General features: G+C 72.1%; 24 protein-coding genes. 13 read left to right on the top strand and 11 right to left on the bottom strand.

Going from position 1 to position 23,454, the window contains the following annotated elements:
- The first annotated feature begins 22 nt into the window (after positions 1 to 22).
- On the top strand, positions 23 to 574 hold the full coding sequence (locus tag OJ997_RS10175) for a YqgE/AlgH family protein (RefSeq protein ID WP_270024976.1): 552 nt from the start codon (positions 23 to 25) through the stop codon (positions 572 to 574).
- On the opposite strand, the gene OJ997_RS10170 is transcribed toward OJ997_RS10175, so the two are convergent.
- Together OJ997_RS10170 and OJ997_RS10165 are read right to left on the bottom strand one after the other, a co-directional pair.
- On the bottom strand, positions 563 to 1,276 hold the full coding sequence (locus OJ997_RS10170; RefSeq protein WP_270024975.1) for a hypothetical protein: 714 nt from the start codon (positions 1,274 to 1,276) through the stop codon (positions 563 to 565). The genes OJ997_RS10175 and OJ997_RS10170 overlap by 12 nt on opposite strands.
- Positions 1,273 to 1,809 (bottom strand): RNA polymerase sigma factor, encoded by a 537-nt coding sequence (locus tag OJ997_RS10165; RefSeq protein ID WP_270024974.1) that lies wholly within the window; start codon positions 1,807 to 1,809, stop codon positions 1,273 to 1,275. The genes OJ997_RS10170 and OJ997_RS10165 overlap by 4 nt, the downstream gene beginning before the upstream one ends.
- Positions 1,810 to 1,897: 88 nt before the next feature.
- Here OJ997_RS10165 and OJ997_RS10160 point away from each other — a divergent pair, with 88 nt between their 5' ends.
- Positions 1,898 to 3,058, top strand: coding sequence for an extracellular solute-binding protein (locus tag OJ997_RS10160; protein WP_270024973.1), 1,161 nt, complete (start codon positions 1,898 to 1,900; stop codon positions 3,056 to 3,058).
- Positions 3,059 to 3,065: 7 nt separating this feature from the next.
- Here OJ997_RS10160 and OJ997_RS10155 read toward each other — a convergent pair whose 3' ends face one another.
- The 3 genes from OJ997_RS10155 to OJ997_RS10145 form a co-directional block, all read right to left on the bottom strand.
- Entirely contained in the window at positions 3,066 to 3,734 is a 669-nt protein-coding gene (locus tag OJ997_RS10155; RefSeq protein WP_121250983.1) for a response regulator transcription factor, read from the bottom strand.
- Between the two features lie 92 nt (positions 3,735 to 3,826).
- Entirely contained in the window at positions 3,827 to 5,146 is a 1,320-nt protein-coding gene (locus OJ997_RS10150; protein WP_270024972.1) for a sensor histidine kinase, read from the bottom strand.
- Positions 5,143 to 6,621 carry an HDOD domain-containing protein gene (locus tag OJ997_RS10145; RefSeq protein WP_270024971.1) on the bottom strand — a complete coding sequence of 493 codons (1,479 nt, stop codon included), beginning with the start codon at positions 6,619 to 6,621 and terminating at the stop codon, positions 5,143 to 5,145. Before OJ997_RS10145 ends, OJ997_RS10150 begins: the two co-directional genes overlap by 4 nt.
- A gap of 214 nt (positions 6,622 to 6,835) precedes the next feature.
- Between OJ997_RS10145 and OJ997_RS10140 the strand changes: the two genes are divergently transcribed.
- Genes OJ997_RS10140 through OJ997_RS10130 form a run of 3 tightly spaced genes read left to right on the top strand, consistent with a single transcriptional unit; the run spans position 6,836 to position 10,026 of the window.
- The gene (locus tag OJ997_RS10140) at positions 6,836 to 8,464 is read left to right on the top strand and encodes a putative manganese-dependent inorganic diphosphatase (RefSeq protein WP_308213571.1); all 1,629 of its coding nucleotides are present in this window, start codon (positions 6,836 to 6,838) and stop codon (positions 8,462 to 8,464) included.
- Positions 8,465 to 8,500: 36 nt separating this feature from the next.
- On the top strand, positions 8,501 to 8,764 hold the full coding sequence (locus OJ997_RS10135) for a hypothetical protein (protein WP_270024970.1): 264 nt from the start codon (positions 8,501 to 8,503) through the stop codon (positions 8,762 to 8,764).
- Positions 8,765 to 8,772: 8 nt separating this feature from the next.
- A complete protein-coding gene (locus tag OJ997_RS10130) occupies positions 8,773 to 10,026 on the top strand; it encodes a family 20 glycosylhydrolase (RefSeq protein WP_270024969.1) in 1,254 nt (417 codons plus the stop codon).
- Between the two features lie 7 nt (positions 10,027 to 10,033).
- Here the strand turns inward: OJ997_RS10130 and OJ997_RS10125 are convergent, their stop codons facing one another.
- Together OJ997_RS10125 and OJ997_RS10120 are read right to left on the bottom strand one after the other, a co-directional pair.
- The gene (locus OJ997_RS10125; protein WP_270024968.1) at positions 10,034 to 10,771 is read right to left on the bottom strand and encodes a Type 1 glutamine amidotransferase-like domain-containing protein; all 738 of its coding nucleotides are present in this window, start codon (positions 10,769 to 10,771) and stop codon (positions 10,034 to 10,036) included.
- A 22-nt stretch (positions 10,772 to 10,793) separates the two neighbouring features.
- The gene (locus OJ997_RS10120; RefSeq protein WP_270024967.1) at positions 10,794 to 11,591 is read right to left on the bottom strand and encodes a Type 1 glutamine amidotransferase-like domain-containing protein; all 798 of its coding nucleotides are present in this window, start codon (positions 11,589 to 11,591) and stop codon (positions 10,794 to 10,796) included.
- A 67-nt stretch (positions 11,592 to 11,658) separates the two neighbouring features.
- Here OJ997_RS10120 and OJ997_RS10115 point away from each other — a divergent pair, with 67 nt between their 5' ends.
- Positions 11,659 to 12,804, top strand: coding sequence for a carboxylate-amine ligase (locus OJ997_RS10115; protein ID WP_270024966.1), 1,146 nt, complete (start codon positions 11,659 to 11,661; stop codon positions 12,802 to 12,804).
- Positions 12,805 to 13,109: 305 nt separating this feature from the next.
- On the opposite strand, the gene OJ997_RS10110 is transcribed toward OJ997_RS10115, so the two are convergent.
- Positions 13,110 to 14,027, bottom strand: coding sequence for an endonuclease/exonuclease/phosphatase family protein (locus tag OJ997_RS10110; protein WP_270024965.1), 918 nt, complete (start codon positions 14,025 to 14,027; stop codon positions 13,110 to 13,112).
- Between the two features lie 108 nt (positions 14,028 to 14,135).
- Between OJ997_RS10110 and OJ997_RS10105 the strand changes: the two genes are divergently transcribed.
- From OJ997_RS10105 to OJ997_RS37495, 3 genes are read left to right on the top strand one after another with little or no spacing between them, the layout of a single operon-like run.
- Positions 14,136 to 14,651: a FixH family protein gene (locus OJ997_RS10105; protein ID WP_270024964.1), complete on the top strand. Its 516-nt coding sequence runs from the start codon at positions 14,136 to 14,138 to the stop codon at positions 14,649 to 14,651.
- Positions 14,648 to 15,010 carry a c-type cytochrome gene (locus OJ997_RS10100; RefSeq protein ID WP_270024963.1) on the top strand — a complete coding sequence of 121 codons (363 nt, stop codon included), beginning with the start codon at positions 14,648 to 14,650 and terminating at the stop codon, positions 15,008 to 15,010. Before OJ997_RS10105 ends, OJ997_RS10100 begins: the two co-directional genes overlap by 4 nt.
- A gap of 4 nt (positions 15,011 to 15,014) precedes the next feature.
- A complete protein-coding gene (locus OJ997_RS37495; RefSeq protein ID WP_270024962.1) occupies positions 15,015 to 15,719 on the top strand; it encodes a VOC family protein in 705 nt (234 codons plus the stop codon).
- 25 nt (positions 15,720 to 15,744) lie between these two features.
- Here OJ997_RS37495 and OJ997_RS10090 read toward each other — a convergent pair whose 3' ends face one another.
- On the bottom strand, positions 15,745 to 18,213 hold the full coding sequence (locus OJ997_RS10090; protein WP_270024961.1) for a bifunctional aminotransferase class I/II-fold pyridoxal phosphate-dependent enzyme/GNAT family N-acetyltransferase: 2,469 nt from the start codon (positions 18,211 to 18,213) through the stop codon (positions 15,745 to 15,747).
- Positions 18,214 to 18,297: 84 nt separating this feature from the next.
- Here OJ997_RS10090 and OJ997_RS10085 point away from each other — a divergent pair, with 84 nt between their 5' ends.
- The gene (locus tag OJ997_RS10085) at positions 18,298 to 20,481 is read left to right on the top strand and encodes a putative bifunctional diguanylate cyclase/phosphodiesterase (protein WP_270024960.1); all 2,184 of its coding nucleotides are present in this window, start codon (positions 18,298 to 18,300) and stop codon (positions 20,479 to 20,481) included.
- On the opposite strand, the gene OJ997_RS10080 is transcribed toward OJ997_RS10085, so the two are convergent.
- Together OJ997_RS10080 and OJ997_RS10075 are read right to left on the bottom strand one after the other, a co-directional pair.
- On the bottom strand, positions 20,465 to 20,956 hold the full coding sequence (locus tag OJ997_RS10080) for a DUF2269 family protein (RefSeq protein WP_270024959.1): 492 nt from the start codon (positions 20,954 to 20,956) through the stop codon (positions 20,465 to 20,467). The two genes, OJ997_RS10085 and OJ997_RS10080, sit on opposite strands and share 17 nt — an antisense overlap.
- Positions 20,953 to 21,597 carry an HAD hydrolase-like protein gene (locus OJ997_RS10075; protein ID WP_270024958.1) on the bottom strand — a complete coding sequence of 215 codons (645 nt, stop codon included), beginning with the start codon at positions 21,595 to 21,597 and terminating at the stop codon, positions 20,953 to 20,955. Before OJ997_RS10075 ends, OJ997_RS10080 begins: the two co-directional genes overlap by 4 nt.
- 61 nt (positions 21,598 to 21,658) lie before the next feature.
- On the opposite strand from OJ997_RS10075, the gene OJ997_RS10070 reads away from it, so the two are divergent.
- The 3 genes from OJ997_RS10070 to OJ997_RS10060 are packed head-to-tail and all read left to right on the top strand — an operon-like array spanning position 21,659 to position 23,375.
- Positions 21,659 to 21,940: a hypothetical protein gene (locus OJ997_RS10070; RefSeq protein ID WP_270024957.1), complete on the top strand. Its 282-nt coding sequence runs from the start codon at positions 21,659 to 21,661 to the stop codon at positions 21,938 to 21,940.
- Entirely contained in the window at positions 21,937 to 22,467 is a 531-nt protein-coding gene (locus OJ997_RS10065; protein WP_270024956.1) for a ferric reductase-like transmembrane domain-containing protein, read from the top strand. The genes OJ997_RS10070 and OJ997_RS10065 overlap by 4 nt, the downstream gene beginning before the upstream one ends.
- The gene (locus OJ997_RS10060; protein ID WP_270024955.1) at positions 22,464 to 23,375 is read left to right on the top strand and encodes an FAD:protein FMN transferase; all 912 of its coding nucleotides are present in this window, start codon (positions 22,464 to 22,466) and stop codon (positions 23,373 to 23,375) included. The genes OJ997_RS10065 and OJ997_RS10060 overlap by 4 nt, the downstream gene beginning before the upstream one ends.
- Positions 23,376 to 23,454: the final 79 nt, after the last annotated feature.

Here is a 23,454-nt window from a genome sequence, read left to right as displayed (position 1 = left end):
GGCGATAGGCCACAATGGAGGGATGGCGGAGTCCCTTCGCGGCAAGCTCATCCTCGCGTCGCCAGTCCTGAACGATCCGAACTTCGTCCGCACGGTCGTCCTGATCGCGGAGCACACGGACGAGGGCGCGATGGGCCTCGTCCTCAACCGCCCCGCCGGCTCCACGGTCGGCGAGGCCGTCCCGGACCTGTCGTGGCTCGCCGGTGACGAGGAGCCGGTGTACGTCGGCGGACCCGTCGCGGAGACCGCGGTCATCGTCCTGGCCGAGTTCGACCGGCCCGAGCTCGCGGGCGCGCTCGTGGACAGCGACCTCGGCTTCATCGGCGCCGACGCGGACGACCCGGACCACCTGTCGGGCGCGATCCGCCGCGCGCGGGTGTTCGCCGGCCACGCCGGCTGGGGCCCGGGTCAGCTCGAGGACGAGCTGGCCGAGGAGGCCTGGATCATCGAGCCGCCGACCCGCGACGAGATCTTCACGCCCGACCCCGAAGAGCTGTGGGCCGCCGTGCTGCGGCGCAAGGGGCATCGCTACGCGCTGCTGGCGACGATGCCGCCGGACCCGTCACTGAACTGAGCGGGCGATCCCGAGGGCGCGCTCGCGGCTGAGCTGGCCCTCGACGCGCAGGAGAAGCCCGTCGGCGCGCTCGACGAGCAGCGTCCGGCCCGCGAGGCGCTGCTGCTCGTACCCGAACGAGTCGTTGGGCGCCTCGTAGGCGAACCCGTGCGGCCCGGTGATCCACAGCGCCAGCGCGCCGTCGACGTCCAGTCGCTCGACGTCGGCGCCCGCCCCGATCGTCTTCTCGATGAACGGCTCCACCCGCGCACGGAACGTCTGCACGAGGACCGGACCGTCGTAGACGAGCGAGGCGGCGACCGACCCGTCCGGCAGCGCGGTCGCGTAGACGCCGGGGGTCCCGAGGCCGGGCGCCTGGAGCGCCGGCACGGAGAGCTTCGCGAGCGTGGTCGGCGTGCCGAGGTCCAGCGACGCGCGGGGCGTGGCCCGCGGCGTGCCCCGCTTGATCTCGACGCTCTCGATCCCCAGCCAGCGGAACACGGTGGACCGCGCCTCGGGCACGGCGAGCGTCCCGCCGGCGAGGACGAGCAGCACGGCCGCGACGGCGGCGGCGAGCCGCGCGCGTGGCCGGCCCCATCCACGGGCGCGGGTGGTGGGGCGCGGCTCGTCGGCCACCCGCGCGGCGACCGTCGCGGCCAGGTCGGGCGTGGCCGGCCAATCGATCTCCAGCTCGCGGAGGGCGCGTTCGAGGTCCGGTGTCATTCGCCCACCTCCTCGCGCAGCCGGCCCAGCGCACGCGACGTGCGCGACTTCACCGTGCCCGGCCGGACGCCGAGCGCGGCGGCGGTCTCGGCCTCGCTCAGCTCCAGCAGGTAGCGGCAGCCGAGCACGAGCCGGTCGTCCTCCCGCAGGCGTGCGAGCGCGGCCAGCAGCGCGCCGCGCGTCTCCGCGGCCAGCACCGCCGACTCGGCCGAGCGGTCCTCACGCGGTGGCTCCACGCGCAGCGCCAGCGCCGTGCGCCGCCCCGCCGACCGGCGCCGGTTGCGCGCCTCGTTGGCGACGATCGTGAGCAGCCACGGCCGCCACGGCTCGCCCTGTCGGAAGCGCGGCAGCGCGCGCCACGCCTTGACGAAGGCGTCCTGGGCGGCCTCTTCGGCCTCGGCGGCGTCCTGGGTGATCAGCATGGCGGTCCGGAAGGCGATGTCCTGGTGCGCACGGACGAGCGACGCGTACGCGTCGCCATCGCCCTCGGCGGCGAGGGCGATGAGCTCGCTCTCCGTGAGCGCTCGAGCCACCACTCCTCCATACAGCGCGCGGATGCAAAAGGTTCCAGACGGGGTACTCCCGATCCCCGTGCGACGCCTCCTCACCAGTCTGCTCCTCGTGTCCGCCCTCGCCGGTTGCGGTGGGCAGGCCTCGCGGCCGGCCCGTCCGGCCGACCCGCTCGCGGCGATGAACGTCCGCGACGCCAAGGGCGAGGTGACCTACTGCGTCTCCGAGGACGACGAGTCCGAGCGCGAGGCGGTCGCCGCGTTCCACACCACCCAGCGCACCGTCAAGGCGCGCTACAAGGCGTACGACCCGTCCGACTACGACACGCTGTACGCCGACGTGCAAGGCGGCCGGTGCGACGTGCTCAACGTCGACGACGCCGACGTCGCGGGGTTCGCCGACGCCGGCGCGGCCACGGACCTGACGCCGTACGCGGACGCCCGCCGCCGCGAGTTCTTCCCGGGCGCGCTGGAGGCGGTCCGCTATCGCGGCCGGACGTGGGCGATGCCGCGCCACTTCTTCGTGCAGCTGCTGTACTCGCGCTTGACGGACACCACCCCGAGCACGTGGCAGGACGCGTTCGCGGAGCCGCGCTCGGTCCTGGTGCCCAACGACGACTACGGGGCCACGGCCGCCTTCCTGCAGCTGGCCTACGCCGCCGGCGGCCGCGTGCTGTCCGAGGATGGGCTGTCCAGCGCGCTCGACGCCCCGGAGAACCTGCGCGCGCTCGAGCTGCTGCAGGCCGGCGGATTGCTCGAAGGCGACGCCCTGGAGAACGCGGAGGCGTTCGAGAAGCGCGACACCGGCCGGTTCATGATCAACTGGAACCTCCGGTTCGAGGCGGGGAACCTCGCCGCGTCGGCGCCGCCGCCGTTCGCCGAGCGCCGGCGCGTCAGCGTGCTCAGCGGAGCCGCGCTCGTGATCCCGACGACGACCGCCAACCGCGACGCGGCCGTCGCGCTCCTGGACTTCCTGACGAGCGACCCCGCCTACGCGGACCTCGCGCGCGACCACGGGTACGCGCCGCCCACGCGAGCCGCGTGGGCGTCCATCGACGGGCAGATCCCGAACGGCGAAGCCGTCAAGGCCGCGCTGGAGATCGCCCGGCCGTTCCCGCCGTCGCCGCAGCCCGGGCTGATCTCCGAAACCATCGCCAAGGCCGTCTACGACACGGTCTCCGGCCGCGCCGCGCCGGCCGAGGCGCTGAAGACGGCCTCGGCCGAGATCGACGCCGCGCTCGAAGACACGGCGCCGCCGGGTGACGTGAGCTGAGCCCCGCTCAGTCCTTGAGGCGGTAGCCCGCGCCGCGCACGGTCTCGAGCTGCGTGACGCCGAACGGGCGGTCGATCTTGTCGCGCAGGTAGCGGACGTAGACGTCGACGATGTTCGAGCGGTTCTCGTAGTCGTAGTCCCACGCGTGCTCGAGCAGCTGGTAGCGCGAGAGCACCTCGCCGGGGTGACGCATGAACGTCTCCAGGAGCTGGAACTCCTTGGCGCTGAGGTTGACCTCGGTCTCCTCGCGCCAGACGCGGCGGGCGGCCGGGTCCAGCTTGAGCGTGCCGACCTCGAGCACGGCCGGGCGCTCGACCGGGCCGCGCCGGGCGAGCGCGCGCAGACGCGCGAGCAGCTCGGCGAAGGAGAACGGCTTGGCGAGGTAGTCGTCGGCGCCGCCGTCGAGGCCGGCGACACGATCCTCCACGCTGTCGCGCGCGGTGAGCATGATCACCGGCGACCAGATGCCCTCTTCACGCAGACGGCGGCACGTCTCGAAGCCGTCGATCCCCGGAAGCATGACGTCGAGCACGATCGCGTCATATCCGGTGGAACCGGCCATCCACAGGGCATCCTCGCCCTTGATGGCCACGTCGGCCGCGAGCCCTTCGGAGCGCAGACCGCGCCGAATCAGGCTTGCCATCTTGATCTCGTCCTCGACCACTAGCACACGCATGAAACTGACCTCACCTTAGGGTTGGTGAGGATGGTGCCCGCTGGCCATGAGTCGAAGATGAGAAGATGAGAATCCTTTCATGAGAACGGTCTTCATGTTGACGGAAGCGAAATCCACACGTCGGCGCCGGGGTTTCCGTTGGCCGCATGAGCCGTCCCACCGTGCGCCGTGGCGATCGCCGCCGCGATCGCCAGGCCGAGCCCGGTCCCGCCGCGCGTGCGCGCCTCGTCGGCTCGGGTGAAGCGCTCGAACGCTCGCGGGAGGAACTCCTCGGGGAAGCCCGTGCCCTCGTCGCTCACGTGCACCTCGACGAACCCGTCGACCCTGCGCGCCCACAGCCGGACCGTGCCCTTGCCGTGGTGCAGCGCGTTGTCGACGAGGTTCGCCAGCGCCTGCTCGATCCGCGCCGGGTCGGCGTCCAGCGTCACGCCCGGGGAGGGATCGGGCTCCAGCGGCCGGCCCTCCGCGCGAGCCCGGGTGCGGAAGCGGACGGCGACGCGCGCGAGCAGCTCGCCCGCCTCGATCGGCTCGGGCCGGACGGGCAACCGGCCCTGGTCGGAGCGGGCGATCACGAGCAGGTCCTCGGCGAGCCGCGAGAGCCGCTCGGACTCCTCGGCCGCCGAGCGCAGCGCGTCCTCGAGCTCCTCGCGCGTGTGCTCCCCGCGCAGCGCGAGCTCGAGCTCCGTCCGCAGGATCGCGAGCGGTGTGCGCAGCTCGTGCGAGGCGTCGCTGACGAACGCCCGCTCGCGCTTGAAGGCCACCTGCAGGCGGTCGAGCATCTCGTTCAGCGTGCGGCCGAGCCGGCCGATCTCGTCGTTGGCGGGCGGGACGGGCAGGCGCTCGCTCGTCTCCGCGGCGGTGAACGCGGCCGCGTGCCGGCGCATCCGCTCGACCGGGCGCAGCGCGGCGGAGGCCAGCGCGTAGCCGACCGCCGAGGCGATCAGCAGCGCGAGCGGGCCGCCGATCAGCAGCAGCGCGTGCAGCGCGCCGAGCGCCTCCTGGCGCTGGAGCAGCGGCTCGCCCACGACGAGGATCTGCTCGCCGCCGTCGACCCGGCTCGCGAGCAGGCGCAGATCCGTGTCGTTGCGGCGCGAGGTCACGATCACGTCGCCGGCCTGGGTCCGCTGCACGTCGGCGGGCTCGAGCAGCGGCCTCCGGCCCGCCTCGCGCGTCGTGTACCGCACGCGGCCTTCGAGATCGAGCACCTGCGCGTACGGCTCGCCCGTGTCGCTGAGCGTGCGCGTCCTGACCAGGGCCGAGGCGTCACGTGCTCGCGCGCGCAGGCCTTCGTCGATCGTCTCGTCCAGGCTCCCGGCGACCAGCACGCTCAGCGCGATCCCCGCGGCCGTGAGCAGCACGGCCATCACGCCCGTGAACGCGAGCGTGAGCTTGATCCGCAGCGGCAGCTTCACGCGAGCCAGCGTCCGGTGTCGTCCGCCCAGCGCAGCGCGTCCAGGTAGGCCTCGGCGAGGTCGGCGGGGTCGGCGGCGTCCGTCGGGAAGCGGCCTTGCTCGTAGCGCAGCACCGTTCCCAGGATGCGCCCTCGGCGCCCTTCGTGACGCAGCAGCGCGCCCGTGATCTCATCTGAGAGCGGCAAAGCGGCCAGCACCTGCTCCATCGGCGCGTCCAGCAGGGCGTCCGCGACCGAGAACAGGCCGACGGTGAAGAGCCCGTCGCGGTCGTCCTCATTGGCGCCGAGCAGCTCGCACATGCGGGCGCGCAGGAGCGCGAGCGCGATGACCTGGTCAGGCACGTCCGCGGCAGCCGTGAGCGCGACCACCGTGGCCCAGCGGCGCACGGCGCGGGTGCCGAGCAGCGTCAGCGCCTCGCGCACGCTGTCGATCTTGCGCGGGAGCGCGAAGTAGGCGGAGTTCACGTGCCGGATGAGCGCCAGCGAGAGCCCGACGTCGGCGCCGATGATCCGCTCGAGGTCCTCGAAGGACGCGTCGGAGACGGTCAGCTCCCCGAGCGCCTGCAGCGACGCGAGCGCGCCCGTGCCCGGTCCCTCGCCGCCGCGGGGGCGGGCGAAGAACGCCCCCTGGAAGTGGCTGAAGCCGAGCACGCGGCAGCGCGTGAACTCGTCCGCGTCGTCGACGTCGGTGGCCACGAGCGTCAGCCCCCGCGCGGCAGGCTCGGCGATCAGCGCCTGCAGCGCCTCGTCGGACCGGCCTTCCGCGCGTACCTTCACCGTCGCGCACTCGTCGAGCAGCGGCGACGGGCCCTCGTAGCCGTCGAGCGCGAGCGTGAACCCCGCCTCGCGCAGGTGCCGCGCGTGCGCGACCGACGTGTCCGCGGTGAGCTGGAGCGTGAGCCCGTGGGCGGCGAGCGCCGGCGCGGGATCGCCGTCCAGGCTCAGCCACAGCGGACGGCCGGCCGCGAGCGCGACGAGCTCCTCCGGCGGGAACGACGACAGGACGCTGCCGTCCCCGACCAGCTCGTACCCGACCACCTCGCGGCGCCCGTCCACGACCGGCCGCCGGACGACCGCGACCCGCGCGGGCACCGCTTCGGTCATGTCGCGGTCCACGCCGAGCCAGCCGCCGTCGAGCGGCACCGACCGGGTATCGACGGTGCGCTCGCCGCGCCGGACGACGCCCGCCCGGCCCGGCTGCTCGACCGTGCTGCCGACGGGCAGCGCGGGCGTGTTCGCGTAGGTGATCGTGCCCTCGCCGTCGGCGGTCCAGATCCAGTCCGGGGCCTGCTCGACCCGCGCGCGGAACGGCTTCAGCTCCGCCAGCTCGCGCTCCTTGCGCATCAGCTCCGCGATCAGCCGCGCGTGCTCGGCCTCGGCCGCGTCGGCGCGCGCGCTCTCACGCCGCAGGCGCTCGCCGACCACGGCCAGCACCGCGGCGAGCACCCCGGCGATCACGAGCGCGGCGACGAGCACGGAACGGATGGTCCCATCCGCAGCGGCGTGAACCTAAAGAGGGACTGTCCCTCTTTATGTTCGAACCCGTGCGAGGCGGGGTGCGTATGGCGCGGCGAGGACCGGAACAGGCGCCCGCTCGGGACCCCCCTCCTGTCAAGGGCGTCACCTTCTCCCGCGGCTCGGCCAGGATGGCCGAGCCGCTCGGAGAGCCGCGCTCGTATGCTGATCGGCCATCGCCGCTCTTCCTGTCATCTACGTCACGGGTCACCGCAACCCGGACACGGACTCGATCGCCGCCGCGGTCGGCTACGCCGAGCTCATGGGCCGCGTGGATCCGCACAACGCCTACGTGCCCGTGCGCCTGGGCGACGTCAACACCCAGACGCGCTGGGTGCTGGACCGCTCGAAGGCGAAGGACCCCGAGTTCCTGCCCCACGTGATGCTGCGGGTGCGCGACGTGATGCGCCGCGACTCGCCGCTCGTGGACTCGACCGAGCCCGTGCGCGAGGTCGGCCGGCTGATGGCCCGCGAGGACCTGGACCTGGTGCCGATCGTCGGCGCCGACGGCACGCTGTCCGGCGTGATGACCGAGCGCGCGCTCGCCCGCCGCTACATCCGCGAGTCGCGCGAGCCGTCCGAGCTGGACGCGCCCACGAACGTGAGCGCGATCGTGCGGGTGCTGCAGGGCGAGCTCCTGACCGGCGACGACGCCGAGGTCTCGGGCCAGATCTGGTGCATGGCGATGGACATCGGCGCGCTCCCGTCGGAGATCGGGCCGGGCGACGTCGCCGTCGTCGGCAACCGTGAGGCGGCGCAGCGGGCGGCGATCGAGCTCGGCGTCGGCCTGCTCGTGGTCTCCAACGGCGCGCGCCCGGAGGCCGATACGATCGCGCTGGCCGACAAGCGCGGCGTGCCGATCGTCGCCTCGCCGCTGGACAGCTACGTCACGGCGCGCATGATCACCCTGTCGGCGCCGTGCCGCGCGCTGATGGACCCCGAGCCGCTGACGGTCCGCCCCGACGACCTGCTCTCCGACGTCGCCGACGAGGTCAAGGAGGTCCACTACCGGGCCGCCGTGTGCGTCGACGCCGCGCGCAAGCCGATCGGGCTCGTCACGCGCACGGACCTCGTCTCGCCCCGGCCGCGGCGCGTGCTGCTCGTCGACCACGCCGAGCAGGCGCAGAGCGTCGAGGGCGTCGAGCAGGCCGAGATCGTCGAGATCCTCGACCACCACCACATCGGCTCGATCGAGACGACGGTGCCGGTCCGCGCGACCTTCGACCCCGTGGGCTCCACGTCCACGCTCGTGATCGAGCGCTTCCGTCAGAACGGCATGGAGCCGAGCCGCTCCTCCGCGCTGCTGCTGCTCGGCGCGATCATGTCGGACACGGTCATCCTGAACTCGCCGACCACGACCGAGCGCGACTGGAGTGCCGTCGAGTACCTCGGGCGCGTGCTCGCGATCGACCCGATGCAGTTCGGGCGCGAGATGTTCGAGGCCACTTCCGACCTCGAGGGCGTCGAGGCCGACGCGATCGTCTCGCGAGATCTCAAGGAGTACGAGGTCGGCGGCGGGCACACGATCGGCATCGCGCAGGTCGAGACCGTCGGCCAGGGCCTGGACGGCCGCAAGGCCGAGCTGATGGAGGCGATGGAGCGCGTCCGCGAGCGCAACGGCTACGCGGTCTACGCGTTGATGGTCACGGACATCCTGGCCAAGGACACCGACCTCTACGTGAGTGGCGACTCCGGCCCGCTCGAGCACGCGTTCGGCCAGACGGCCGAGGACAACGTGATCCCGCTGCCCGGCGTGATGAGCCGCAAGAAGCAGGTCGCGCCGAAGGTGCTCGCTGCGCTCTAGGTGCTTGCCCGGGGGCGATCGGGGTAGTTTCTCCAGATGGCCCTCAGAAAGCAGAAGAGCCGCAAGCAGCAGGTCGCTGAGCTTGCGGTCGACTACCTGAAGATCAAGACCGCCACCAAGGCGGCGAAGGGCGGCGCCAAGGGCGCCCGGAAGGCCGCGAAGGGCACCGCCGTCTACAAGGTGGCCAAGAAGACGCCGATCGTGAAGCGGATTCCGGTCGTCGTCGGTGCCGGTGTGGCCGCGCTCGTGGCGACGAAGGTCGTCAAGGGCCGCGGCGGCAACGAGCCGTCCCCCGCCTAGGAGCCCGTGTGCTGATCCCCTCCCCGGCCGTGCTCGAGGCGCGGCCGGGCGAGCCGGTCGCCCTGCCGGTGGACGTCGAGTGCGTCCGCTCCGAAGGGCGGCCCGAGAGCTACTGGATCGAGATCGGCGCTTCCGGCGTGACCTTCGGCGCCGCCGACGCGGCCGGTGAGGCGCGCGGTCGCGCGACCCTGCTCCAGCTCGGCGAGACGTCGACGCCGCTGCGGATCGAGGACGCGCCCCGGTACGGCTGGCGCGGGCTGATGCTCGACGTCGCGCGCCACTTCTTCGGCGTGGAGGACGTGCTGCGGCTGATCGACTTCGCCGCGCTCTACAAGCTCAACGTCCTGCACCTACACCTCACCGACGACCAGGGCTGGCGGATCGAGATCCCGGGCTGGCCGAACCTGACGACCGTCGGCGCGGAGACCCAGGTCGGCGGCGGCGCGGGTGGCTGCTTCACGGCCGCCGACTACCAGCGGATCGTCGACCACGCCGCGCAACACTCGATCACGGTGGTTCCCGAGGTCGACGTGCCCGGCCACGTGAACGCCGCGCTGCGCGCGTACCCCGAGCTGTGGGGCAAGCCCGCGCCGGAGCCGTTCACGACCTGGAGCAGCCCGGGCCATTCGCTCGACGTGCGCGCCGAGGTCGTCCATCGCTTCCTCGGAGACGTCGTCGCGGCCATCCCCGGCGAGTACTTCCACCTGGGCGGCGACGAGGTCGAAGGCCTCGAGCACGAGGACTACGCGCAGTTCATGTGGGACGCGTGCTCGCTCGTGCTGTCCCACGGCAAGCGGCCGATCGTCTGGGAGGAGGCCGGTGTGGCCAAGCTCCCGGCGGGCACGATCGTCCAGCACTGGTCCGACGCGAAGCCCGCCCGCGCGGCGGCGGAGCAGGGCCTGCCGCTGATCATGTCGCCGGCGCCGCACACCTACCTGGACCAGAAGTACGACGACCAGACGCGGCTCGGCCTGACGTGGGCGGGCGCGGTCGAGGTCCGCGACGCCTACGACTGGGACCCGGACGCCGTGATCGACGGCGCCGAGGTGGTCGGCGTGGAGGCCGCGCTGTGGTCGGAGACCACCGAGACCCGCGACGACCTGGACGAGATGATCTTCCCGCGGCTGCTCGCGACCGCCGAGGTCGGCTGGTCGGGCACGCGCGACTGGGAGGACTTCCGGGGACGGCTCGCCGTGCACGGAGCGGCGCTCGACACCCTCGGCGTCAAGTTCCACCGCTCCAAGCAGGTCGACTGGTCCTAGTGCCCCGCTAGTGACGCATGGCCCGCACGGCCCGGAACTCGGCGATGTCCGCCTCGTCGCCGAACCGGTCCGGACGGGCGAGCAGGCGCGGCGTCAGCGGCTCCTCGGTCCCGTCGGCGGCGATCCGCACCGCCTGGCGGTTCGGGCGCGAGGACACGACCTCGTCGAGCGCGTCGCCGCGGAACACCAGCGCGACACCGTCGTCGGCGGCGTAGCCGGCCGGGATCGAGCCGTCCGCGATCGCCGTGCGGAAGACCGGCAGGCGCGCGGGCTCACCGTCCATGTGCACGGACAGCGACCCGCCGAGGAACCCGAGCCCGGGTGAGGGCGCGGGCGAGCCCAGCGAGGACGTCACGCCCCACTCGAACCAGCACATGGCGCCGGCGCTCAGCCCGGCGAGAATCACGCCCGACTCCCAGCACTCGCGCAGGATCTTGTCGAGCCCGAGCGCGCGCCAGACGGCGAGCAGCCCGAGCATCGAGCCGCCGCCCACGTAGACGATGTCCTGCTCGAGCAGCGTCTCGCGTAGCGGGATCGGCCGGCTGCCGAGGCGGAAGAGCGAGATGTGCATCGGCTCGCAGCCGCGCCCGCCGAAGGTGGCGTGAAACTGCCGGATCTGCGCTTCCCCATCGCCCGAGGCGGTGGGGAGCAGGCAGATCTTCGGCACTTTCGCGCTCGCCAGCCCGAGCACGTAATCGTCGAGGGCGGGGTTCTCCGGCTCCATGGTGAAGCCGCCCCCGCCCATCGCGAGGATCGTGGGCCGCCTCTCAGGCAGCTGCGACTGCGAGTTCGAGCTTGGGTCGCTCGCCGAGATAGGTGGCCTCCAGCGGATGCTCGACGACGTCCTCGCCCGCGACCTCGACCCGATAGGCGCGAGCCTTCGGGCGCGAGAGGACCACGCGATGCAGGTCGTCACCGATGAAGTGCAGGGCGGCTCCGTCCGAAGCCGCATATCCGCCGGGCATCCCGTCTCTCAGCGCCTGGTGGTAGGCCGGGCGCCGATCCGACTCCTCGTCGTAGTGCACCGCGTTCGAGTGCGAGAGGAAGCCGAGGCCTTCGTACGGCTTCGCGTCATGGTGGTAGGCGGTGAGGCCTGAGTTGAACCAACAGAGCGAGCCGGCGGACACGCCGACAAGGATGACACCCGCTTGCCAGGCAGCGCGCAGATCCTCGTCGATGCCGTGGGCGCGCCAGACGCCCATCAGCGACAGGATCGATCCGCCACCGACGTAGATGATGTCCTGCTTGAGCAGGTGCTCACGCACCGATCCCGGTCCGCAGTCGCGCCGGAAGAGCGAGATGTGCGACGGATCGCAGATCTCGCTGGAGAAGTGCCTGTAGAAGCGCACGACGTAGTGATCAGCGTCCCCACTGGCGGACGGAAAGAAGCAGACCTTCGGCTTCTTGCGTCGACTGAGCCCGAGAACGTACTCGTCGAGGAGTGGATTGTTCGGCTCCATGGAGAAGCCGCCTCCTCCATAAGCCACGATCTGTGGTGGACGTCCACGCTTCATGGCTTCGAATGTACGATCGCTCGGGCACCTCGGCCACGACCGCTCGTACAACGTTCACCCGCGAACTCTGGACCGCAGGGTGGAACACGCGGAGCCGCCCCCGCATCACCCTGCGTAGATGGCTTCGGCATCGTGGGCGAACTGGAAGACGACCGCAGCACCGTGGACGGTCGGTGTCGAAGAAGAAGTGATGCTGCTGGAGGTCGACGGGTCGCCCGCCTGGCGTTCGGAGGACGTGCTGCGCATCCTCCCGGAGGAGCTCGTCGAGCACGCGCGCGGTGAGACGCACGGTCTCGCGCTGGAGCTCGCGACCCAGCCGCACGCGCGGGTGAGCGACGCCGCCGCCGAGCTGCGCTCCATGCGCGCCGGGCTGGCCGGGGTCGTGCGGTCGCTCGGGCTGCGCGCCGCGGTCGCCGGCATGCATCCGCTCGTCACCGCCGACGAGGTCGAGGTCTCCCCGGGGGCGCGGTACCAGTTCCTGCACCAGTCGCTCCGGGAGCTCGCCCGGCGCGAGCCGACGTTCGCGCTGCACGTACACGTCGCCGTGCCCGACGCCGAGCTCGCGGTACGCGCGCTGAACGGCATGCGCGCGCACATCCCGGTGCTGCTGGCGCTGTCGGCCAACTCGCCCTTCACGCGCGGGCGCGACAGCGGGCTGGCTTCGGCGCGCACCCCGGTCTTCCAGGCCTTCCCGCGCACGGGCATCCCGCGCGAGTTCTCCTCCTACGCGGAGTACGTCGACGCGATCGACATCCTGATCCGCTGCGGCGCGATCCCCGAGCCGACGTTCATCTGGTGGGACGTGCGCCTGCAGCCCAAGCTCGGCACGCTCGAGGTGCGGGTGATGGACGCGCAGACGCGGATCCGCGACACGGCGGCTCTGGTCGCGCTCGTCCAGTGCCTCGTGCGCTGCGAGGCGCTCGGCACCTGCGCGGAGCCCGAGCTCGCGCACGCGCCCGAGGTGCTCGACGAGAACCGCTTCCTCGCCGCGCGCGACGGCATCCACGCGCAGCTGCTCGATCCGCACCGGGACCGCTGCGTCCCCGCCTCCGGGCGCCTGGCGACGCTGGTCGACGCCTGCTGGCCGCACGCGCGTGAGCTCGGCTGCGAGCGCGAGCTGCAGCTGCTCGCCCACCTGGCGGGAGACCCGGGCGCGACGCGCCAGCGCGCGATCGCCACCGAGCCGGCCGGCCTGCGCGGCCTGCTGCACACGCTGCAGGCGGAGTTCTCCCCGCCGCGCCCGCAGCTCGCGCTCGCCGCCTAGAGCGTCCCGGGGCGCTCCGCCGCTCCGGGGATGGACGGTTAAACGAAAACGGGGCCCGTCCCGGGGCCCCGTCGTCGTTGCCTTGCTGTCCACCTCGGTGTCTGTGATGCGGAGTCCCCGGCCAGGTTGTCCAGGCCTGGCCGGGGAGAGTCCGCCACCGGAATCCGAATCCCTGGGAGGAGAAGCCGGGATTCGGAGTGTGTGTGCAGCACCCTTTCTCCTGAGGAGGATTCTGCTGACCGGAGGGCCTCCGTCCTACCGACCGCGTGTCGGAAGCGAACCGACTGCGCGTCGAACGACCGTTCTCATCCGGCCGGGAGCCGCAGTACCGCGATCACCGCGCGATGGTCGCTGCGGGGGACGTCGACGACCGTGACCTTCTCGACACGCACGCGCGTGTCGACCAGGACGTGGTCGATCGTCAGCGGCAGCGCGCGGTCGGACTTGGTCCCGGCCGGCCAGGTGTGCGTCCAGCCCTCGCCGGTGGCGTCGGCGGCGTCGGTGTACCCACGGTCGAGCAGCGCGCGCAGCTCCGGGTGGTCGAGCGTGGCGTTGAAGTCGCCGGCGAGGATGCGCACGTCGCCGGCGCCGTCGGAGCTGGGCAGCGCCTCGATCGCCCGCCGCCAGTCCGGCGCGGCCGAGAACGTCACGGGCGGCCGCGGGTGGACCGCCTTGATGCGCACGGGCGGCGCGCCCTCGACGGTGAACACCGCCTCCGGCTGCAGCTCACCGCCGGACGACGCGAGCGGGTACTTCGACAGCAGCCCCGCGCCGGCCGCGCCCGCGTCGGGCAGCAGGATCCGGTGCGGGAACTGGCCGGACTCGAACTTGGGCAGCATCTTCGGCCGCAGCTCCTGGACGCTCAGCACGTCCACGTCGTGCTCGCGCGCGATCTCCAGCACGGCCGGCACGTTCGCCCGCCCGAGCCACAGGTTCGACGTCATCACCACGAGCCGCGGCCCCTTCGCCTCGGGCTGCGGCCCGGCCACGGCGCGCGGCACCATCGCGAACGCCAACGCCAGCGCCGCCACCCCGGACACGATCGCCACGCCCTTGCGCCGCAGGATCAGCGCGAGCACGACGGGCAGCGGCGAGGTCAACGCCGCGTAGGGCGTGAACGCGATCGCCGCCACCAGCGGGAACGGCACCTCGACCCCGACGGTACGCAGCAGCGCCCACCCGATCCAGGGCAGCGCGAAGAGCACGGCAATGACAGTCCGCATCCCTACGAACTTAAACGTCCAGGACGTTTAAGTTCGGGCGGATTCCGTGCAGGGAACCTCTCGGGCGCGGTGGGCGTATAGGGGGTGTTCGAGGAAAGGAGGCGCACCGTGCGCCGTCTGCTGATCGCTCTTCCCCTGCTCGCGGGGCTGCTGTTCGCGTCGACCGCGCTCGCCGGCGGGTGGGCCACGGTCGGGTTGAGCTCGACCCCCGCCGGGGTGCAGCCCGGGGCCCCGTGGAACGTGCAGCTGACCGTGCTCCAGCACGGAAGGACGCCGCTGGACGACCTGCAGCCCACGCTGACGATCCGCAACGGCGACGCGAGCAAGACGTTCGCCGCCAAGCCGACCGGCACGCCGGGCGTGTACGCCGTCAGCGTGACGTTCCCGACCGCCGGGACGTGGAGCTACGAGGTCGACGACGGGTTCATCTCCCACCTCCACACGTTCCCGCCGGTGAAGATCGGCGAGCCCGTGAGCGCGCCGGCCGCCGCGCAGACGCCCGCCGACGACGGGGGCTTCAGCGTCACCTGGCTCGTGCTCGGCGGCCTGGCCTTCGCGCTGGCCGCGCTGCTGTTGCTGGCGCGGCGCCGCAGCGAGCACTCCCGCGAACCGCAGGCGGCGTGAGAGCCACCACCCTCGCCGCCGGTGGCCTCGCCTGCGCGGGGGCGGCGATGACGATCGCCGCCTTCGCGGGCGGAGGCGAGTCCGCGACCACGACCGCCGCGAGCACGCGCCCCGCCCGGAGCGGCCTGGACGTCTGGGTCGCGAACGGCTGCGGCGGCTGCCATGCGTTCAAGTCCGCCAACTCGGAAGCGCCGATCGGGCCGGACCTCAGCCTCTCGCTGCAGGGCAAGGACCGCGCCTACGTCGTGGCCAAGATCGTCGCCCCCACGCGCGGCGGCCTGATGCCGGAGGACTTCGCGACCCGGATCAGCCCGCCCGACCTCGACCGGTTAGTGGACTTCCTGCTCAGCGCACAATAGGTGCGTGATCGATCATGTGGGAATCCGCGTCGCGGACCGCGGCGCGTCCGAGCGGTTCTACGACACCGTCCTGTCCGTCCTGGGCCTGGAGCGCTACGACGATCCCGAGTACGCCGAGTGGGGTGACTTCGCCCTGGGCACCGACGGCCCGGTGACGCGCAACCTCCACGTCGCGTTCTACGCGCCGACCCACGCGCTTGTCGACGCCTTCCATCGCGCGGGCGTCGCGGCCGGCTACGAGGACGCTGGCGCGCCCGGCCCGCGCCCGCAGTACCGCGACGACTACTACGGCGCCTTCCTGCGCGATCCCGACGGCAACAGCGTCGAGGCGGTCCACACCGGCCGGAAGCTCGAGACGGGCGCCATCGACCACCTGTGGCTGCGCACGAGCGACGTCGCCGCCGTGAAAGCCTTCTACCTGGCCACCGGGCACCAGCTCGGCGTCGACGAGCCCGACCACGTCCAGGTCCTCACCGACGGCGGGTCGGTCTCCTACGTCAGCGGCACGCCGGTGACCGAGCACGTCCACATCGCCTTCAGCGCGCCCACGAACGCCGCGGTCGACGCGTTCCACGCGGCCGCCACGGAGGCGGGCTACAAGGACAACGGCGCGCCCGGAGAGCGCGCCGTCTACCACCCCGGCTACTACGGGGCCTTCGTCTTCGATCCCGACGGCCACAACGTGGAGGCCGTCAACCACAACCGCTGAACTTAAACGTCCAGGACGTTTAAGTTCAGGCGCCGTGTGAGTCGGCGGCCAGCGCCGCCAGCACCTCGGAGGAGTAGTGGTCGCTCGCCTGCGCGAAGGCGACGCGGTCCTGCACGTGCGCGCCGAAGCGGGTCTTCTCGAACGTCGCGCCCATGCCCAGCAGCACGCGCTTGGAGCCCAGCTCCCGCGCCCGCAGGACCGCGTTGCGCAGCGCCTGGCGGTAGGCGCCGTGCGAGCGCGTGTAGTCGTAGTCGAGCCCGACGACCATCGGCGCGTAGTGGCGCGTGCCGACGAAGTGCGCGCCGAACGCGACGACCGCGCCGGTCTCCTTCAGCCGCAGCGTCATCAGCTCCCACGAGGTGTGGGTGAGCATGTCGCGCAGGAAGCCCTTGGGCAGCGGGAACGAGTTCAGGTCGCGCCCGCGTGCCTGCACGGCGAGGTAGAGCCCGTACAGGTGGTCGAGCTCGGCGTCGGTCACCTCGCGCCCGCCCGCGCGCAGCCACTCGACCTCGTAGGCGTCGTCGAACGGCAGCACGGCCTTGCGCTGGTGCACGCGCGCCTTCACGGAGAGCTTCGAGAGCCACTCCTCGTCGCCGCCGTCCACGGGCTCGTACACGAGCGACTGCGGGAGGGACGTCTTCACGTAGCCGCGCTCGCGCACCGCCTCGGCCAGCTCGATGTCGGCCGCGTAGAGGTCGCGGAACACGATCGTCCCGGCGCCGGCCACACGCGCGTCCTCCGACACCGCCGCCATCAGCAGGTCCAGCGCGCCCTTCCAGTCCGCGTTGCGGTCCAGGTACAGGTGGTCGCCCTCGGTCAGCAGCGAACCCATCGCGAACGTCGTCGAGGTCAAGTAGTACGGGTCCTCGGCGCGCCGCTGCTCGACCAGCTCCGACACGGCGGCCGAGGCCATCATGTCGTCCTTCCACAGCGCGGCGGTGAAGAACGTGGCCAGCACGGCCTTGCCGGCGCGGTCGCGCACGACGTAGTAGTGGAACGCCCACTGGTCCTCGGGCCGCTCGCCGGGGGTGCCGAAGGCGCGCTCGAGGAACTGCAGGCCGTCGACGGTGAACGTGCCGCGCTCACCCAGGAGTGCGTTCCACTCCGCCTCGTTCAGCGCGGACGCCGCGGTGTGGTGCTCGATCGCGAGCGCCGGGCCATGCTCGCCCACGATCTTCGCGTGACGGCGCTGGGCGGCCTCGCCCGCGCGCTCCAGCGCGGCCGGGACGTGCTTCGCCAACGACGCGACGAGCCCGCGGATGTCCGCCTCGGTGTGGTGCAGCGTCAGCGTGATGCGCACGCCGGCGTGCTTCATCGGCACCGCCGGGAACGTGCCCAGGTTCGTGTAGTAGCCGTCCGCGAGGATCTCCTTGATCACGTCGTGCGCGACGACCGGCAGGCCGAGCGGGACGTAGCGGATCGGCGTGATGTCGTTGGTCGCGAGCGGGATCCCGTGATCGGCGCACAGCGACGTGAACAGCGCGACGCGCTCGCGCAGCGCGGCCTGCAGCTCCGGCAGCTCGTCCGAGAGGTGGATCTTGGCCGACTCGATCGCCGCGCCCAGCAGCGGCGGCTGGATCGGGCCGGAGAACATCATCGGCCCGCCGCCGGTCTTCACGCGCCGGCGCAGCTCGGCGTCGGGGAAGACGATCGCGCCACCGGCGGCGCCGAAGGACTTGTTCAACGAGCAGGCCGCGATCACGCGCGGGTGGCCGCCGAGGACGTCGAGCGCCGGGCCGCGCCCGTGCTTGCCCGCCCAGCCGACGCCGTGCGAGTCGTCGACGTAGAGCATCAGCTGCGGGTACTTGTCCAGCAGCGCGCGCAGCTCGGTGAACGGCGCGAGGTCGGCGAACATCGAATAGACGCCGTCGGCCATGTACCAGACGCGGTCATGATCCTTGGAGAGGCGCTGGATCATCGCCTCCAGCCGCTCCATGTTGTTGTGGCGGACCAGGTCGACGGTCGTGCCCTTCACGCGCAGCTGGTTGGCCGCCATCTGCACCGAGGCGTGGACCTGGTGGTCGAGCAGTACCGCGTCGGTGGAGTCGACGAGCACCGGGAGCGTCGACAGGTGCCCGAGCGACGTCGTCGGCGTGACGAGCACGTGGCCGCCGAACAGCTCGCTCAGCAGCGCCTCCAGCTCGATGTACTGCGGCGAGGAGAGGTACCCGCGCGAGCTCGAGAACTGCGTCCCGTAGCGCAGGACGGCGTCGATCGTCGCCTGCTTCATGCGGGGATCGAGCTCCAGGCCGAGGTAGCTGCAGGAGCCGAAGCTCACGACCGAGCGACCGTCGAGCGAGATCGTGCGACCGTCCAACGGCCCGTCGTCGTCGGGCGAGAGCTGCAGCAGGCCCTTGCCCGCGGCCTCCGTCAGCACTTCATCCAAGATCGCCAGGCGCTCTTCAGCAGTCGGCATGTTCGTCCCCCACCAGTTGGTCGCGTTCACGCACCCATCGACCGACCACTGAGAGAACTTGAATGTGATTTCGGTCACGCTCGACAGAAAAGTGGACGGGACCGGTCCAAATCGCACGTTCGACTAAAGACCTCGGCCATTTGTCCGAAACCTTTGAACAAGGTGATCCGCCCGTCCGCCATCAAGCTGCCGCAAACGCCGTTCTCGCGTTTCCGGTTGCTCTTCCTCGTGTTCGCCGTGGCGGGCGCGGTCCTCGCGGCGGTCGCGATCCCCACGGGCCACGCGAGCCCCGCGGCCAAAGCCGGCGGCATCGTGCTCTCGGTCGCCCTCGGCGTGTACTGGATCATCGGCTACCGACGGCGCAGCTTCGTCCTCGCGCTGGAGCCGTTCGAGGCCTACGCGATCTTCTTGATCCTGCACGTGGCGCCGGGCGACCCGATGCTGCCGCTGCTCGGCCTCCTCTTCCGCAGCCTCTACGGCGGGTTTCCGCGCGCGATGGCGCGCTGGGCGCTGTGGATGGCCGCGCTCCTCGGCGCGCACGCCGGTCGCGGCGAAGCGCAGTTCGAGGCCGACCTGGCCCGCGTCGCCGCCGTGGCGCTCGCCCCGATCCTCGTCCAGGCCCTGCTCGTCGCGCTGCGCGCGTCCGAGACGATCCAGCGCCGCCTGAACTCGATCGTCCAGAACTCCACCGACGTCGTCACGATCGTCGGCGACGACCAGCGCGTGCGCTGGCAGGCCGAGTCGATCCGCGGCGTGCTCGGCCATGACCCGGCCGCGATCGTCGGCACCCGCGTCCACGACCTGGTGCACCCGGACGACCGTCCCGCGCTCGACAGCTACTTCGCCGACGCCGCCGGCAAGCCCGAGCACCGCCGCAGCCTGACGCTGCGCCTCGCGCACGGCGCGGGCGGGCACCGCCACTTCGACGTCGTCGCCGCCAACCGCCTGCACGACGCCAGCGTCGGCGGCTTCGTGCTCAACATGCGCGACGCGACCGACCGTCGCGAGCTCGAGGATGAGCTGCGCGCGCTCGCCGCCCAGCGCGAGCACGACGCGCTGCACGACCCGCTCACCGGCCTCGCGAACCGCCGCAAGCTGTTCGCGCGCCTCGACGAGTCGACCACCGCCGCGCGCGCCGCCAAGACCAAGCTCGCGCTGCTGCTGATCGACCTCGACCACTTCAAGGAGCTCAACGACACGCTCGGCCACCAGGCCGGCGACCGGCTTCTACGGGAGATCGGCCCGCGGCTGGAAGCGGTCGCGCCCGGCGCCGGCCTCGTGGCCCGCGTCGGCGGCGACGAGTTCGCCGTGCTGATGCCGCTCGACACCACCGTCGAGGCCGCCGAGGTGATGGCGAGCAAGCTCGGCGAGGCGATCGAAGAGCCGTTCCGCTTCCAGGGCATGACGATGCTCGTGCGCGCCAGCGTCGGCATCGCGATGTTCCCCGAGCACGGCCGCGACGTCGAGTCGCTCATGCAGCGCGCCGACATCGCGATGTACTCGGCCAAGAGCCGCGGCGTCGGCTACGAGGTCTACTCCGCTTCCCGCGACGGCCACTCGCGCGCCCGCCTCGCCCTCATCGGCGAGCTGCCGGACGCGATCGAGTCCGGCCAGATCGTCGTGCACTACCAGCCCAAGTTCGATCTTCAGAACGGTGGCGTCCGCGGTGCCGAGGCGCTCGTGCGCTGGGAGCACCCGCAGTTCGGCCTCCTCGGCCCGGGCGCGTTCCTGCCGCTCGCCGAGCAGACCGGACTCATGCGCCCGCTCACGCTCCGCGTGCTCGACGACGCGCTCGGCCAGTGCGCCCGCTGGCAGGCCGCCGGCCTCCGCCTCCCGGTCGCCGTCAACCTCGGCGCCCCGAACCTGCTCGACCTCGGCCTGCCGGTCGACGTCAAGGCCCTGCTCGAGAAGTGGGAGCTGGACCCGTCGATGCTGCTGCTGGAGATCACCGAGACGATCGTCGCCGCCGACCCGGTGCGCGTGATCGAGATCATGAGCAAGCTGGGCGAGCTCGGCATCGAGCTCTCGCTCGACGACTTCGGCACCGGCTCCTCGTCGCTCTCCTACCTGCGTGAGCTGCCGGTCCAGGAGCTCAAGATCGACAAGTCCTTCATCCTCGGCATGGACGAGGACCCCGAGGCCGCCACGATCGTGCAGACGATCGTCGACCTCGCCCACAACCTCGGCCTGCGGGCCGTCGGCGAGGGCATCGAGACCGAGGAGGCGCACCGCCTCCTCACCGAGAGCGGCTGCGACTACGGCCAGGGCTTCCTGATCGGCCGCCCGATGCCGCCTGCCGAGCTCGCCGCGCTGGCGCTCAAGTCGCCAGTTACGCGCCTGGCTTGAACACCATCACGGCGACGGTCGCAAGCACGAGCAGGCCGGTGAGCGCGCCCATGCTGCCCTCGCGCTGCGCCTCCTGCTGATACTCGGGCGAGAGCTCCGTCGCGCCGCCCGCCAGCTCGCTCTCGATCTGCGCCGCGAGCTTGCGGTCGGTCTTCGTGAAGTAGGCGCCCTGGATGCCGCCGATGATGATCACGAGCACGAACGCGATGCTGATCCACGGGTCGCCGAAGCCGATGAAGTCGCTGTCCAGGACCTGCACGATGCCGGTGATGAGGATGAGCCCGAGCGCCGGGCTGGCCAGCTTCGTGATCACCTCGAGGTTCAGCTTGTGCATGAACAGCAGGTGCCGTGGGTCCTTCATCCGCAGCGCGAGCGGGAACGCGATCGAGAGCGCGAAGGTCGCGCCGAGGCCGACGATGGCGGCGCTGATGTGGAGGAACAGCGAGACCGTGTACAGGTTGAACGTCGCAATCACGGGCGGGACATTACGCGCAGGGCCGGATCGAGCTCAAGCGGATCGTCGATGATCGCGTCGGCGCCGGCCGTCTCGAGCTCCTCCCGGGTGCCGATGCCCCAGGTCACGCCGATGCACTGGATGCCGTTGGCGTGGGCGCCCTCGACGTCGAAGCGGCGGTCGCCGATCATCACCGCGCTGGTCGTGCCGAGCAGCTCCAGCGCGCGGGTGACGGTGACGGCCTTGGGCTCGTCGCGAGCGGCGAGCTCCGGGCCGGCGATCGCCGCGAAGTGGTGGCGCAGGCCCAGTGCCTCCAGCAACGGCTCGGCGAACGCGCGCGGCTTGGAGGTGGCGACGGCGAGCGGTTCGCCGTCCAGGCGTTCCAGGGCCTCGGCGATGCCCGGCGCGACCGTGGTCTCCTCGAGCGAGGCGGTCGCGTAGCGCTCGCGGTAGCCGTCGATGAGCGCGTCGACCTGTGGATCGTCGGGCGCGACGCCGAGCAGCCCCGGGAAGGCGACCTTGAACGGCGGGCCGATGTACGGGTACAGCGCTTCGGGGTCGCGCCGCGGCAGGCCGAGCTTGTCGAAGGCGTAGTTGAGGCTCGTGAGGAAGGGCGCGCGCGAGTCGACCAGCACGCCGTCGAGGTCGAAGAGGACCGGCATCCCCAGCATCCTCTCAGGCTCTTCGCAGAGCGCTCTCGGCCGGCGTGACGAGTCTGGGTGCATGACCTCACGTGCCCAGGAGCTGCTTGCCGCCCGCGCGCGCCGCGTCAACGCGATCCGCCAACGCGTGATCGCCGCCGTCGTCGCCTCCTTCGTCCTCGCCTGGGGCGTGGTCGCGTGGAACGGCTCGATGGGCGCGGACACGTCCAGCGCGGCCCAGACGACGACGCCCGCGGAGACGACGACCCCGACGGACTCCACCGACACGTACTCCGAGGACACCTACTCGGACGACTCGACGTCGTCCGACGACGGCGCCTCGCTCTCCACGGGCCAGTCATGAGCGAGCACTTCTTCTGGATCACGAGCCGCGCGGCGGGCATCTCCGCGCTGCTGGCGGCGAGCGCCGCCGTCGCGCTCGGGTTGCTGATGGGCGGCCGGATGAGCAAGCGCAAGGACCTGCGGGTCATGCACGAGGCGCTGTCTCTGGGCACGCTCGTCGCGTTGGTGGTGCACGCGCTCGCGCTGCTGGGCGACAGCTACCTCAAGCCGTCGCTGGCGGACATCACGATCCCGTTCATGATCGACTACCGGCCGTTCTGGAGCGGGCTCGGGATCGTCGGCGGCTGGATGCTCTTCCTCCTCGGCGTGTCGTACTACTTCCGCACGAAGATCGGCGTCGCGCGCTGGCGCATGCTGCATCGCTGGACGGCGCTCGCGTGGGTGTTCGGCGTCGTGCACGCGGTCGGCGCGGGCACGGACGCGGGCGAAGCCTGGTTCCTGGTCGCGCTCGCGATGGTCGTCCTGCCGACGGCCGCGCTGCTCGTGCGCCGGATGACGCCGGCCACGCCGAAGGCGGTGACGTCGTGAGGTTCGACTGCTTCGGCTCGCGCTGCGGTGTGTGGGGCGGCGACGAGCTCGCGGCGCGCCGCCGACTCGAGGCCTGGCACCGTCAGTTCTCGCGCTTTCGCCCGGACTCCGAGCTCTCGCGCCTGAACCGCGATCCCCGCGAGGTCGTGCCGATCAGCGCCGACATGGCGCGGCTGCTGACCGCGATCCACGACGCGGCGGCCGCGACCGGCGGCCTCGTCGACGGCACACTGCTGCACGAGATCGAGGCCGCCGGCTACCGGACGGACCTCGGCACGCCCGTCCCGCTGGACGTCGCGCTCGCGCTGGCGCCGCCCCGCCAGCCCGCCCGGCCGCGGTCGGAGCGACCCGGCTTCACGCTCATCCGCTCGCTGGACTCGTTCTTCGTGCGCCGTCCACCCGGGCTCGCGTTCGACTCCGGCGGGCTCGCCAAGGGGCTGTTCGCCGACCTGCTCGCGGAGGCCGCGGACGGTCCGTTGGCCGTGGACTGCGGCGGCGACCTGCGCTTCGCCGGGCGCCGGCGCACGCTCGAGGTCACCGACCCGTTCGGCGGGCCGGGCCTGCACGTGTTCGAGGTCCACGATGGCGCGGTGGCGACGAGCGGGATCGGCACGCGGTCCTGGCTGGACGCGGCCGGCCGGCCCGCGCATCACCTGCTCGACCCGGCGACGGGATGGCCGGCGTTCACGGGCGTCGTCCAGGCGACCGCGCTCGCGCCCACGGCGGTCGAGGCCGAGTGGCGCGCGAAGGCGACGTTGCTCAGCGCGGACCCGTCGTGGCTCGTGCACGGTGGGCTGGTCGTGCTCGACGACGGCCGTCACGAGCTCGTGCCGGCACGCTCCCGGGCGGCAGGACTCGGCCCGAATGCGTCGAAGGTCCAGGCGGCTCGCGGAGCGCTCATGACCTGACGCAACCCGCCCGATAAGGGCGATGAAGCGCCGAGCGAAACGCCCTCAGGCGCCACCAGCAGCTCGTAGGAACGCACCC

The sequence above is a fragment of the Solirubrobacter phytolaccae genome (genome assembly GCF_027587195.1).
Classification (GTDB): domain Bacteria; phylum Actinomycetota; class Thermoleophilia; order Solirubrobacterales; family Solirubrobacteraceae; genus Solirubrobacter; species Solirubrobacter phytolaccae.
This window is presented reverse-complemented; position numbering and strand designations above follow the sequence as displayed.

Excerpts from the sequence above, each read along its gene's own strand:
- OJ997_RS10075 (WP_270024958.1), bottom strand. The coding sequence starts at position 21,597 with ATGCCGGTCCTCTTCGACCTCGACGGCGTGCTGGTCGACTCGCGCGCG.
- OJ997_RS10125 (WP_270024968.1), bottom strand. The coding sequence starts at position 10,771 with ATGGGCGGGGGCGGCTTCACCATGGAGCCGGAGAACCCCGCCCTCGAC.
- OJ997_RS10135 (WP_270024970.1), top strand. The coding sequence starts at position 8,501 with ATGGCCCTCAGAAAGCAGAAGAGCCGCAAGCAGCAGGTCGCTGAGCTT.
- OJ997_RS10065 (WP_270024956.1), top strand. The coding sequence starts at position 21,937 with ATGAGCGAGCACTTCTTCTGGATCACGAGCCGCGCGGCGGGCATCTCC.
- OJ997_RS10115 (WP_270024966.1), top strand. The coding sequence starts at position 11,659 with ATGGCTTCGGCATCGTGGGCGAACTGGAAGACGACCGCAGCACCGTGG.
- OJ997_RS10175 (WP_270024976.1), top strand. The coding sequence starts at position 23 with ATGGCGGAGTCCCTTCGCGGCAAGCTCATCCTCGCGTCGCCAGTCCTG.
- OJ997_RS10110 (WP_270024965.1), bottom strand. The coding sequence starts at position 14,027 with ATGCGGACTGTCATTGCCGTGCTCTTCGCGCTGCCCTGGATCGGGTGG.
- OJ997_RS10155 (WP_121250983.1), bottom strand. The coding sequence starts at position 3,734 with ATGCGTGTGCTAGTGGTCGAGGACGAGATCAAGATGGCAAGCCTGATT.
- OJ997_RS10070 (WP_270024957.1), top strand. The coding sequence starts at position 21,659 with ATGACCTCACGTGCCCAGGAGCTGCTTGCCGCCCGCGCGCGCCGCGTC.
- OJ997_RS10170 (WP_270024975.1), bottom strand. The coding sequence starts at position 1,276 with ATGACACCGGACCTCGAACGCGCCCTCCGCGAGCTGGAGATCGATTGG.